Source organism: Paludisphaera borealis (assembly GCF_001956985.1).
Lineage (GTDB): Bacteria > Planctomycetota > Planctomycetia > Isosphaerales > Isosphaeraceae > Paludisphaera > Paludisphaera borealis.
The window spans coordinates 1,156,642-1,169,242 of the sequence record NZ_CP019082.1 but is presented as its reverse complement, the minus strand read 5'-3'; the positions used below and the strand labels follow the sequence as shown (position 1 = coordinate 1,169,242).

Here is a 12,601-nt window from a genome sequence, read left to right as displayed (position 1 = left end):
CAAGTGACTACATTTATAAATAAGAGCGGGCGGATTCAGGATCGATGCCGGAATCCGGAGCGTGAATCGCCCCGCGGACGAACTGAGAAAGGAAGATCGAGCACTGTCTAGCCGATTCTCGTCGAGCCGTCAAGCCCGTCCGTGGGGAGACGTCGAACATCATGTCAGGGTCCGACCAGTTGCACGTTCCTCAGCAACCATGCCCATGTCCTTATTTGCATCGCCCAAGCGCCGGCTTTGCGATCTGGCCGAACGCATCCGCATCAATCGCCGCGCGGTCCAACGGATCATCGGCGATCTGTAGGGGGCCGAAGGGTCGGGAAAATGCTCGACCTGATCCTCAAGTCAAGCGACAGTTCTCGGGGGCGACGACTGCGATCCTTGGGTTGGCGGAGCAACCTCGCCTCTGCAATACCATCATTTGGCGGCGGCTCGGTTCGGCTCCATCGACGGGTGTTCGCGACCCGACTCTAAAGCGTCGCCGACCTCCGTCGCCGCGCCCCCCCCCCGACGAGACGTCGACGCCTCGTCGGAAGGGACCTTCCCACCGATTATGCGGTGTGCTCGAAAATCTCACTGAGAGGTTCATCCGCCTCGTCCTGGAGGAGTTTGCGTTTCTCAGCAATCACACCGAACAAGTAATAAAGGCCAGGAATTACCAAGACCCCAATCAAGGTGCCCACGAGCATCCCTCCGACTGCGGCGGTGCCGATGGTGCGGTTTCCGATCGCCCCGGGGCCGGTGGCATAGACCAACGGAAGGAGACCGGCGATGAAGGCGAAGGAGGTCATCAGAATCGGCCGGAATCGCAGTTTTCCACCTTCGATGGCGGCCTCTTTCAGGCTCAGGCCCTCCTGGCGCCGCTGCACCGCGAATTCGACGATCAAGATCGCGTTCTTGCCGAGCAGACCGACCAGCATGACCAGTCCGATCTGGGCGTAGACGTCGTTGGACAACCCCATGATCTTCAGGAGCAGGAAGGTCCCGAAGAGCCCGACCGGCAGCGACAGGATCACGGCCAGCGGCAGCATGAAACTCTCGTATTGCCCGACCAGCACCAGATAGACGAAGACGACGACGATCAGGAAGATATAAACAGCCAGGTTCCCCTTATTCGCCTCGTCATATGAAAGGCCTTCCCAGCCGATGTCGTAACCGGGGGGCAGAGTCTCGGCGGCGACCTCCTCGATCGCCTTGATGGCTTGACCGCTGCTGTAGCCTGCCGCCGGCGCACCTTGAATGGCGGCCGAGGGATACAGGTTGTAGCGGTTGATCTCGTTCAGGCCCTGCTGCTTCTTGATCGTCATGAACGCGGAATAGGGGACCATTTCCCCACGATCGTTCTTGACGAACATTTTCTCCAAGTCCTCGGGGAACCGCCGGAACTCCGGCGCGGCCTGGACGAAGACCTTGAAGAACTGGCCGAAGAGGATGAAGCCTTGCTCCCAGGTGCTGCCTACGACGACCGATAGGTTGTCCATCGCGGTCCCGATCGACACCCCCTTCTGCATGGCCACGTCGTTGTTGATGACCAGTTCATACTGCGGGTAGTTGCTGGCGAAGAAGGTGAACAGGCCCTTCACCTCCTTCCGCTTCGACAGGGCGGCCATGAACTTCGCGGTCACTTCTCCGAGCCGCTTGTAGTCGTTCGTGTTCGTCTTGTCGAGGACGCGCGTGGAGAACCCCCCGGCCGCGCCAAATCCAGGAACCGCGGGCGGCTCGAAGAACTCGAGCTTGACGTTGGATATCGCGCGGCCTCTTTCGTCGAGCTTCTCAATGATCTGGCGCGAGGTCATCTTGCGCTCGGCCCAGGGCTTCAAATTGATGAGACAGGTCCCCGCGTTCGAGCCCCGCCCCTCGGTCAGAACCTCGTAACCGGCCAACGAGGAGACCGAGTTGACTCCTTCGATGTCCTTGGCGATCTGCTGTAGTTCGTGGGCCTTGGAGTTGGTGTACTCGAGGGTCGAGCCCGGAGGCGTCTGGATGATCCCATAGATCATGCCCTGGTCCTCGAGCGGGATGAAGCCAGTCGAGAGCTGCGTGTTTACGAGGTAAATGCCGGTACTGAAGCCCATGATGACGAACATGGTGAACGCGCGGCGCGTGACGATGCGGCGCAGGACTGCGGCGTAACCGCCCGTGACCTTCTCGACCCCACGGTCAAAGACATGCAGCAGCATGGCCAGCGGCCCGCGCTTCTTCACGTGGTTCGTGTGGGGCTTGAGGAGCATCGCACAGAGAACCGGCGTGAGCGTCAGGGCCACGACGCCGGAGAGGACGATGGACGTGGCCATCGTGAGACCGAACTGGCGGTAGAAGACGCCGACCGGCCCGGTCATGAAGGTCACCGGAATGAAGACCGCCGTCATGACCAGGGTGATGGCGATGATCGCGCCGCTGATCTCGTGGACGACCTCCATGGTCGCCCGATAGGGCGAGAGGTGTTTCTCGGCCATCTTGGCATGCACCGCCTCGACCACCACGATCGCGTCGTCGACCACCACGCCGATCGCCAGCACCAGCGCGAAGAGCGTGATCAGGTTGATCGATAGACCGAACATCAGCATGAAGAAGAAGGTCCCGATCAAGGACACCGGAACCGCCAGGGTCGGTATCAGCGTGGACCGCCAATCACCGAGGAACATGAAGACCACCAGGGCCACCAACACGAAAGCCTCGAACAGGGTGTGGAGCACCTTCTCAATGGAGGCCTCCAGGAACGCGGAGACGTCGTAGGTGACCGCGAAGTCCATGCCGGGAGGGAACGACTCCGCCTTCATCTCCTTGAGCTTCTCCTTGACCTCCTCGATGACGGTGGCGGCGTTGGATCCGGGCGTTTGCTTGAGGACGATGGCAGCAGACGGAAGGCCGTCGATGTCCGAATAGAGGTTGTAGTACGAGGCGCTCAGCTCGATTTTGGCGACGTCCTTGAGCCGCAGGATCTCTCCACTAGGATTCGCCTTGAGAATGATGTTTTCATACTGCTCCGTCTTGTTGTAGCGTCCCACCCAGGTCAGGACGTACTCGACCGTTTGCGACGTCCTGCCGGTCGCCTGGCCGAGTCGCCCGGGCGAGCCGATCATGCTCTGTTTTCCCAGAGCCGTCATGACGTCCTCGGAGGACAGGTTGTAGGCGCGCATGCGGTCGAGATCCAGCCAGACCCGCATGGAATACTGACGGCTGCCGAGAATCGTGGCGGTGCCGACGCCCCGGACCCGCTTGATCTCGGGCAGGATGTTGACGAACGCGTAGTTGTAAAGGAAGTTCTGGTCGACGCTCTTCTGCGTACTGAAGACGTTCACATACATCAGCATGCTCGTCATCATCTGCATGACGACGATTCCCTCCCGCTCCACCAGGGGAGGGAGTCGGTTTTTCACCATGTTGATCCGGTTGTTCACGTTCAAGACCGCCACATTCGGGTCCGTGCCCGGCTCGAAGACGATCATGATCGTCGCCTCGCCGGCGCTGGTGGCGGCGGAGGCCATGTAACGCATGTCCTGGACGCCGTTGATGGCCTGCTCCAGGATAATCAGAACCGAGTCGACCAGCACTGCGGCGCTGGCGCCGGGATAAGCAACCGTGACCACCACGCTCGGCGGCGCGACGGAGGGGAACTGGGAGATCGGCAGCGTTTTGATCGCCAGCCCCCCCAGAAACAAGATGATCACGGAGATCACGATCGCCAACGCCGGTCTATAGAGGATTTTTGCGAACATAGTTCTGAGATAATCGAGTTAAGTTGGTTTCAGTGCCGGGAAACTGGTTGGCTTGGTCTCAGTACCGGGAAGCCGGCGTTACTCCGCCTTGTTTTTTAGATGCGCCATAACCAATTCCGGGGTGCTAAACTCGTATTCGACTTTCTCGCCATCGCGAACCTGTTGGATCCCCTCGAGAACGATCTTGTCGTCCACGCCGAGTCCGCTCTTGACTACATAGATGTCATCCATTTCGTTCTGGATCGCGATCTCGCGCTGATGCACCACGTCATCCTTGCCAACGACGTAAACGTACAGCTTGTCGAGAACCTCGAAATGCGCCCGCTGAGGGATGACGATGGCGTCCTTCATCACTCGGTTGATCAACACGGTGCCGGTCTGGCCGTGACGCAGCAGACGGTCCGGGTTCGGAAAATCCGCGCGGAAGGCGATGTTCCCGGTCTCGTTGTTGAACTTGGCCTCGATCGCGCCGATCTTGCCGACTTCCTTGAACTTGTTGCCGCCGGCCAACAAGAGTTCGATCTTCCGATCATCCTTGTTCTGACCCAGGCCGGCCATGTATTCGAGGTAGTCGGCCTCTGGTACGTTGAAATAAACCCACATCAAGCTGTTGTCGGACAGGGTCGTGAGGACGTCCCCCTCCTTGATCAGGCTGCCCAATTGCTCGTGCTGGTGGTCGACGATGCCGTCGAAAGGTGCTACGACATTCGTAAAGTTCAACTCGGCCCTCGCCAGACTCGCCTTGGCCTGGGCCTTGGCCAGTTTGGCCTGGAGCAGCGCCACCTCATTCGGGGAGACCACATTGTCCTCGGACAACTTCTTGGTGTATTTGAATTCCAGTTGCGCGAGGTCAGCCTCGGCCACCTCCGCGTCCAGCCTCGCCTGGTACAGGACCGGCTTGATCTTGAACAGCAGATCACCCTTCTTTACCGCCTGCCCCTCCTTGACCGAGATGGACTCGAGATAGCCGCTCTCCAGGGCACTGATCTCGGTGTGGCGCTGCGAGTGGATCTGGCAGACATATCGCTGGGTGAGGATGACGTCCTTGGCCTTGGGGGTGGTGACCACGATCTTGTGGTGTTCCTGGTGGGGCTGCTCCTCGTGCTTGTGAAAGTACGACTCAACCCGGCCGACGACGTACGCTTTCGTCAGCTTGGCCCCCGCGCCCATGTAATCAAGACAGACGTGAATGTTACGCGTGATGGGCGGCGGAAAGATATCGACCCCCAATTCCGACAACCCGAGGACGCCGCCACCTGCAAGCGCGACGAGCAGCATGAGGGTTGTGAAGGGTCGCCGCATGGCAAAGACGAAGGGATTCATGGCCGTTATTTCTCCTGGCCGGCTCGCGGCCGGTCGACATCCACTCGAGAGTTTTCGAAAGAAACAGGGGAATTCACGAGCATCAAATCGTCTGGTAGACCTGCACACCTCTGGATCAAGGGCGCACGGCGATCGCCCGGGGCTCGTGGCCGGCAGTCGACGGGCTCGGGACCTGGGAGAGGGAGTTTCTACGGCGGGGCCCCGCGGGAGGGAGATCGGCGCGCCTTCCGCGCCGGGACGCCCCTCGACGAGGCCGATCGTACGGGAACCGGGGCGTCGGCGACGACGGGGCTCAGTCCATCGGGGCAATGGCCGGGCCCCATCACGGGCCCGATGAAAACGCTCGGCCCACCCCATGGATCGCGCCCGCGCGACGCGGACGACGGCCGGGGCGACGGACTCAGCAGCGGAGCGGTCGGGCCGTAAGCGCGACAGCGAAGCTTACCAGTTCGAAGCGAGGCTCGGGACAGGGAGAGGGGAGTACGTTGAAGGACACAGAAGCCGGCGGGGATGTCAGGGTCAGTTCATCCTCGATATCGGCATCCAGTTCGTCCTCGTCCTCGCGATCGGACTGGAGGGAGTCCGCCTCTCTGAAGGAGGGGTGGGCCGATATCGCAAAATGGCTGCTGTGCTCAAACTTGAAGATCGCGAAGTTGCGAGAGAGAGAGTTGGGAGAGGGGGCTGTGTGGGATGCCTTGGTGGGCCGGATCGGTGAAAACATCACCGCCAGCAGCGCTGCGGCCGCCAGGATGCGAATACCATTATCGACGAAGCGTCCAGTCATCGTCATTCGGGCTCCGAGTCCGGTGAAAGATTAAAGGATCTTAGGCATATCGACGTCAATCGTCAAGTCCGCGACCTCGAAGACCGGAGGCGGCCGATGGAGGATCAGAAGCCCGAGGCGTTCCTCGGCGGGAGAGGCGCGTGGGCACCGTGAAATCGCGACGAATCGGAGGGTTCAAGCGATCATGGCGGCGACGTCTCGTAGAGATGCACTCCAGTTTCGTGGGCGAAGAACCTTCGAGCCCGCTCGACCGTGTCATCCGCCTTGCGACCATCCTGTCCCGCCATCAAGCGGCTCCGGAAACTGCAAGCAGTCCGGTTTGACGGGGGAGAAGCTCAGCCGTTCATACCGAGGTCGGACCGACAGACTCGGACTCGCCCTTGGAAAGGCGGTCGTGACGCCGGCGCATCGTTACGCTGGTGGATTTCGTCAGGAGTCTCGACGACGAAACGAAGTCGGCCACGCCGTCCCTAAGGAGAGCGTGGCCGTGACCGGGCAATGGAACCCGATAGAATTGCGACTAGCTCGATTACAGCAAGAAACGTCGGCCTGTTTCTCGTCGCAACCCGTTGTCGTGCAAGGCTTCGAAAATGGGCGGCATTGGATTTGAACCAATGACTTCCACCGTGTGAGGATGGCACTCTAACCACTGAGTTAGCCGCCCGGCGTGGTTGCGACGGGGGAGTCGCGACCTGGAGAATACTGTAGCGTCTCGTCGTGAGTCTCGCAAGTCGTGCTCGGCGAAGGACGCGATTCCCCAGTGTCGGCTCGGTGAAACGGGGGTCGATGCTCGCCCCCATCGTCATGGGGCCCGGCACGGGTGGGGGTTGTCCAGGTTCGCCGCTCGCTTTAGAGTTGTACCGTCGATTCTGTTCCAAAGTCCGTCTGACGCGAAGGGCGAGACGAGCTCATGACCGCGTATTTCCCTGAAGTCCCGAAGATCCAGTACGGTGGACCGAAGTCGCGCAATCCGCTAGAGTTCAAGCATTACAACCCCGACGAGACGGTCGGGGAGAAGACGATGAAGGAGCATCTCCGCTTCTCCGTCGTCTACTGGCACACGTTCTCCAACCCGCTCTCGGACCCATTCGGCGCCGGCACGGCCCAGCGTCCCTGGGACGACGGCAGCAACTCGGTCGCCAACGCCCAGCGCAAAGCCAAGGCGGCTTTCGAGTTCTTCGAGAAGATCGGCGCTCCGTTCTACGCGTTCCACGACCGCGACGTGGCACCCGAGGGCCGCACGCTCAAGGAGAGCCACGCCAATCTCGACGAGGTCGTCAAGGTCCTCAAGGACGAGCAGGCGCGAACCGGCGTCAACCTGCTCTGGGGGACGGCCAACCTGTTCTCCAACCCCCGCTACATGCACGGCGCGGCGACGAGCCCGAATTTCGACGTCTTCGCCTTCGCCGCCGCCCAGGTCAAGAAGGCCATGGAAGTCACCCTCGACCTCGGGGGCGCGGGGTACACGTTCTGGGGGGGTCGCGAAGGCTACTCGACCCTGCTCAACACCGATATGAAGCGCGAACTCGATCACCTGGGTCGGTTCCTCCACATGGCGGTCGACTACAAGAAGCAGATCGGCTTCAACGGCGCGTTCTACATCGAGCCCAAGCCCAAAGAGCCCACCAAGCACCAGTACGACTCGGACGCGGCGGCCTGCCTGAACTTCCTCCGCACCTACGACCTGCTGCCCCACTTCAAGCTCAACCTTGAGACCAACCACGCCACCCTGGCCGGTCACGAGATGATGCACGAGATGGAGGCCGCCATCGGCTCCGGCGCGCTCGGCTCGATCGACGCCAACACCGGCGACCCCTTGCTGGGATGGGACACCGACCAGTTCCCCACCAACATCTACCTGACGGCCCAGTGCATGCTCTGCATCCTCCAGATGGGGGGGTTCTCCACCGGCGGCGTCAACTTCGACGCCAAGGTGCGCCGCGAGAGCTTCGAGCCGATCGACCTGTTCTACGCTCATATCGGCGGGATGGACGCGTTCGCCCGCGGGCTCAAGATCGCCCAGGCGATCCTCGACGACGGCCGCTGGCAGGATTTCATCAAGAACCGCTACGCGAGCTGGGACTGCGCCCTCGGCCACCGGGTGGAATCGAGGCAGGCGAGCTTCAGCGACCTCGAAGCCTACATTCTTCCCAAGGGCGACGCCGCGCGGAACGTCAGCGGCCGCCAGGAGATGCTCGAAAACCTGTTCAACGACTTCATTTGAACAAGGCGACGTAGGCGAATTTCAACAGGGCGTCCCGAGGATCGAGTCTTCGGGACGCCCTGTTCGTTTCGAATAGGGGCGGAGGTCTGGATCAGGGCCGATCGGCGACCGTGGCCAGAATGCCCTGCATGAAGGCCGGCAGGTCGTCGGGGGTGCGGCTGGTGACGATGTTGCCGTCGCGGACGCAGGCGCCGTCCTGCCAGACGCCGCCGGCGTTCTCGACGTCGTCGCGGATGGCGAAGAAGCCGGTGATGTTGCGTCCCTTGATGCAGCGGGCCGAGCAGAGCATCCAGGGGCCGTGGCAGATCGCCGCGACGACTTTGCCGAGGCTCGCCGCCTTCGCGACCAGCTCGACCATGGCCGGCGTGCGCCTCATGTGGTCGGGCGAGTAGCCGCCGGGGATCACGACCAGGTCGAGGTCCTCGGCCCGAACGTCGGCCGCCGCCACGTCCGACTTGGCGGGGTAGCCGTGCTTCGAGGCGTACGTCTCGCCGGCCTTGGGACCTACGATCTTGACGTCGAAGCCCGCCTCGCGAAGCCGCATCACCGGGTACCAGAGCTCGAGATCTTCGTAAAACTTCTCGACCAGGACCGCCGCGGTCTTGCCTGCAAGATTGCTCATATCCAATGCTCCAAAAAAATAATGTCGCGTTCGCCTCGCATCGGTCGGAGCGTCAGCTCCGGTCGGACGCGGCGGCCGCGACGGATTCGCCCTGGACCGGGGCGCGAGAATGCTCGGCCATGGCGCGTTCGATCGCTTCGTCGAACCGGAAAGGGGGCTGATAGCCCAGCACCCTCCGCGCCTTGTCGATCGAGTAGTCGAGGTTCAAGCCGAGGAACTTGTAGCGGGCCTTGTTGATGATCGGCGCGTTCTTGGCACCCCGGAGTTTGGCGCCGCCTTCCACCAGGGTGGCCAGGAACTTGGCCAGCCGCAGGGGGATCTTCCGCGTCGGCGCGGGGAGCCCCGCAAGCTCGGCAACCCGGCCGATGAACCGCCGCTTGCTGATCGGCTCGCCGTCGGTCAGGTTGAACACCTGGCCGACCGCCTGGGGGTTCTCGGCGGCCAGGAACAGGCCGTGAACCAGATTCTTGACGTAGATGCAGTTGAGCGCCTGCTCGCCCGAGCCGAAGTACGCGAACGTCCCGCGCCGCAGGTTCGTCAAGAGCTTGGGCAGGACGGTGCGGTCGCGCTCGCCGTAGATGAAGCCGGGACGGACGACCACCACCGGCAGCCCGCGCTCCTGAAAGTACTTCAGGGCGAGCGCCTCGGCCTCGGTCTTGGACCGCGTGTAGGCGTCGAGCGAGTCGGCCGCGGGGGGCGTCGTCTCGTCGGTGCCGTGATGATCGCGGCCCTCGTACACGCCGAGCGAACTGACGTGGACGAACTTCTCGACCTTGGCGTCGGCGGCGGCGTCGAGCAACAGTCGCAGGGCGTCGACGTTCAGCCGGCGGAACTCCTCCAGCGTCCCCCAGTCGCCCACCTTCGCGGCGCAGTTGAAGACCCAGTCGGTGCCCGCGACCCCTCGGGCGAGCGCGGCCCGGTCTTCGAGGTCGCCGACGATCTTCTCGACGCCCCATTCATCGAGCTTGCGGATGTCGCTGCTGGCGCGGACCAAAGCCCGGACGCGGAAGCCGCGGCTCAGGGCCTCCTCGACCACATGGCCTCCGACCAGGCCGGTGGCTCCGGTGACGAAGATCGTTTTGGGGCTGGCGGTGCTCATAACGTTGGGGTCTCGACCGTGAGTGGGAAATCAGGTACGACGCGACCAGCATCGACTCGGCGGGAGCGCGCCATCGATCGTAACCGATCGCCGAAGTCCGGCAAACCGCCCGTCGCCGAGCGAGCGGCGGAGCCGAGGTCGGCGTGGGGCGATTGAATCGAACTTAGGGGTGGTCTTAGGCTCCTCGCTCGGTGTAGTCTGGATAAGCTGTTCGCCGAGCTTTCGGCGATGCCAAGCCGGATGCGGCCTGCCGGTCCGGCCGTTGCAATGGTCTTTTCCGAAGTGGCGGAATCGCGGCGTGGACGAGCGTCGACCCGCGTTCGCACGTAACTTCTCCGGACGGAATGGAAGGGTGAGGTCGCCATGGCCGCCAGCCTCAAATCGGAAGAACTCGACTCGTACCGCAACGTCTTGCGCGACCTTCGCTCCAGGCTTCGAGGCGACCTCAACCAGATGACCGACGAAGCGCTGCGACGGAACCTCGCGGAAAGCTCGGGCAACCTCTCCAACGTCCCGCTCCACATGGCCGACGTGGGGACCGAGAACTACGACCAGGAATTCACGCTGGGATTGATCGAGAACGAACAAGGAACGCTGGATCTGATCAACGAGGCGCTGGGACGGATCGAGCAAGGCAAGTACGGATCTTGCAGCGAATGCGGCGAGCCGATCGCGAAGCAGCGCCTCGCGGCCCTGCCGTATGCTCGCCATTGCATTCAGTGCGCACGGAAGCTGGAGAACGGAGCATGACGACGAGGGCCAAGGCGATTCGATGGATCCTCTTCCTGTGCCTGGCGTTGGGAGGAGCCGCGTTCGATCTGACGACCAAGTCGCTGATCTTCGAGAAGGTCGGGCCGCCGCGCTCGGCGGCGCCGGTCTCGCTGATCCCGGGAATCCTCGAGCTGCAAACCAGCTACAACCCCGGTGCGCTCTGGGGCTTCGGCGCGTCGATGCCGTACAGCAGCCTCGTCTTCGCCCTCCTCTCGATCGTCGCCGGGATCGCCATCGTCGGCTGGTTGTTCATCGGCGGCGCGGCCGCCAGCCTTCCGCTCACGATCGCCCTGGGCCTCATCATGGCCGGTGCCATGGGGAACTGCTACGACCGCCTCGTCTACGGACACGTCCGCGATTTTGTTCACTTTCATGTTGATTCGATCAATTTTGACTGCGCCATCTTCAACTTCGCCGACAACATGCTGGTGGTCGGCGCCCTGACGCTGGTCCTCTTCGCGCTCAGGCCGCAGCCCTCGGACGAGCCGCGGGTGATCGACTCGCAATCGGCCGAGCCGGTTTGACGACCGCGACGTCCGGTCGTCTCTCTCGGTTTCAGACGTCGTAATAGAGCGTGAACTCGTAGGGGTGCGGGCGACTCCGGACGGCCTCGATCTCCAGGGCCTGCTTGTACCAGATCCAGGTGTCGATCACGTCCGGGGTGAAGACGTCGCCGCGGAGCAGGAACTCGTGGTCGGCGCGGAGGGCGTCGAGCGAGGCGTCGAGCGTGCGCGGGGTCGTGGGGACCTTGGCGAGTTCCTCGGGCTGAAGGTCGTAGATGTCCTTGTCGAGCGGGTCGCCCGGCCGGATCTTGTTCTGGACGCCGTCGAGCACGGCCATCAGCATGGCGGAGAACAGCAGGTACGGGTTCGCCGCCCCGTCCGGGCAGCGGTACTCGATGCGGCGGCTGCGGGGGCTTGCGCCCGAGACCGGAATCCGGATGATCGCCGCGCGGTTGCGACGGCTGTACGAGATCTTGGTCGGGGCTTCGAAGCCCTCGATCAGCCGCTTGTAGCTGTTGGTCGTCGGATTGGCGAACGCGCAGAGGGCGTGGGCGTGCTTGAGCAGGCCGCCGATCGCGTAGAGGCCGAGGTCGCTCATACCGGCGTAGCCGTGGCCGGCCAGGAGCGGCTCGTCGTCCTTCCAGAGGGACAGGTGGGTGTGCATCCCCGACCCGTTGTCGCCGAACAGGGGCTTGGGCATGAAGGTCGCCGACTTGCCGGCGCGGCTGGCGACGTTGCGGATGATGTAGCGGGCCATCATCACCTGGTCGGCGCTCTCGATGAGGCTCTGGGAGTCGAGATCGATCTCGCACTGGCCGCCGGTCGCGACCTCGTGGAAATGCGCCGAGGTGGCGATCCCGCACTCGGCCATCCGCTGGGCCATCTCGGACCGCAGGTTCAGCAGGCTGTCGGTAGGAGGGCAGGGGAAGTAGCCCAGGCCCGAGCCCGGCTTGTAGCCCAGGTTCGGCCGCTCGACCCGGCCGCGGTTCCACGCCCCCTCGACGGAGTCGAGGTGGTAGAACCCCTCGTTCGAGCGCTGGTCGAAGCGGACGTCGTCAAAGACGAAGAACTCGAGTTCCGGCGTGAGCAGGCAGTGGTCGGCGATCCCGGTGCTCCGCATGTAGGCGACGGCCTTGCGGGCGATGTTGCGGGGGTCGCGGGTGTAGTCCTGGTGGGTGATCGGGTCGTGGATGTTGCAGATCATGGTCAGCGTCGGCTGAGCCGTGAACGGGTCCACGAGCGCCGTCTCGGGCTGCGGGACCACCAGCAGATCGGCCTCATTGATCGCCCGCCAACCGACCACGCTGGAGCCGTCGAACCCGATGCCTTCCTCGAACGTCTCTTCGGTGAGCGCGTCGGCGGGGATCGAGAAATGCTGCCAGACGCCGGGGAAGTCCATGAAACGCAGGTCGACCGTGGTGACCTCGCGCTGCCGGATCTGCGCCAGAACTTCTTTGGGGGTCACGCGGGCGTACTCCGTGCGGTTCTCTCGGCTCTACTGGATCGACTTCAAAGAGCTTACCATCGAAATCACGAGGGGAAGGGGGCGGCGCTCG

9 protein-coding genes and 1 tRNA gene are annotated in these 12,601 nt (G+C 62.9%); 3 read left to right on the top strand and 7 right to left on the bottom strand.

Translation table 11 applies throughout. The annotated features are described in order from the left end of the window. Positions 1–551 precede the first annotated feature (551 nt). From BSF38_RS04510 to BSF38_RS04495, 4 genes are all read right to left on the bottom strand, one after another. The gene (locus tag BSF38_RS04510) at positions 552–3,719 is read right to left on the bottom strand and encodes an efflux RND transporter permease subunit (protein ID WP_076343651.1); all 3,168 of its coding nucleotides are present in this window, start codon (positions 3,717–3,719) and stop codon (positions 552–554) included. A gap of 78 nt (positions 3,720–3,797) precedes the next feature. Next, the gene (locus BSF38_RS04505) at positions 3,798–5,042 is read right to left on the bottom strand and encodes an efflux RND transporter periplasmic adaptor subunit (protein ID WP_076343650.1); all 1,245 of its coding nucleotides are present in this window, start codon (positions 5,040–5,042) and stop codon (positions 3,798–3,800) included. Between the two features lie 400 nt (positions 5,043–5,442). Continuing rightward, the gene (locus BSF38_RS04500) at positions 5,443–5,832 is read right to left on the bottom strand and encodes a hypothetical protein (protein WP_076343649.1); all 390 of its coding nucleotides are present in this window, start codon (positions 5,830–5,832) and stop codon (positions 5,443–5,445) included. A 585-nt stretch (positions 5,833–6,417) separates the two neighbouring features. Continuing rightward, a tRNA-Val gene (locus BSF38_RS04495) sits at positions 6,418–6,490 on the bottom strand. A gap of 246 nt (positions 6,491–6,736) precedes the next feature. On the opposite strand from BSF38_RS04495, the gene xylA reads away from it, so the two are divergent. Further along, on the top strand, positions 6,737–8,050 hold the full coding sequence (xylA, locus tag BSF38_RS04490; protein ID WP_076343648.1) for a xylose isomerase: 1,314 nt from the start codon (positions 6,737–6,739) through the stop codon (positions 8,048–8,050). A 91-nt stretch (positions 8,051–8,141) separates the two neighbouring features. Here the strand turns inward: xylA and BSF38_RS04485 are convergent, their stop codons facing one another. Both BSF38_RS04485 and BSF38_RS04480 read right to left on the bottom strand, forming a co-directional pair. Next, positions 8,142–8,672 (bottom strand): type 1 glutamine amidotransferase domain-containing protein, encoded by a 531-nt coding sequence (locus BSF38_RS04485; RefSeq protein WP_076343647.1) that lies wholly within the window; start codon positions 8,670–8,672, stop codon positions 8,142–8,144. Positions 8,673–8,724: 52 nt separating this feature from the next. Next, positions 8,725–9,771, bottom strand: a complete 1,047-nt coding sequence (locus BSF38_RS04480) for an NAD-dependent epimerase/dehydratase family protein (RefSeq protein WP_076343646.1) — start codon at positions 9,769–9,771, stop codon at positions 8,725–8,727. Positions 9,772–10,134: 363 nt separating this feature from the next. On the opposite strand from BSF38_RS04480, the gene BSF38_RS04475 reads away from it, so the two are divergent. Both BSF38_RS04475 and lspA read left to right on the top strand, forming a co-directional pair. Next, positions 10,135–10,521, top strand: coding sequence for a TraR/DksA family transcriptional regulator (locus BSF38_RS04475; RefSeq protein ID WP_076343645.1), 387 nt, complete (start codon positions 10,135–10,137; stop codon positions 10,519–10,521). Next, positions 10,518–11,066 (top strand): signal peptidase II, encoded by a 549-nt coding sequence (gene lspA, locus BSF38_RS04470; RefSeq protein WP_076343644.1) that lies wholly within the window; start codon positions 10,518–10,520, stop codon positions 11,064–11,066. Before BSF38_RS04475 ends, lspA begins: the two co-directional genes overlap by 4 nt. A 31-nt stretch (positions 11,067–11,097) precedes the next feature. Here the strand turns inward: lspA and glnA are convergent, their stop codons facing one another. After that, positions 11,098–12,510: a type I glutamate--ammonia ligase gene (glnA, locus tag BSF38_RS04465; protein WP_076343643.1), complete on the bottom strand. Its 1,413-nt coding sequence runs from the start codon at positions 12,508–12,510 to the stop codon at positions 11,098–11,100. Positions 12,511–12,601 lie beyond the last annotated feature (91 nt).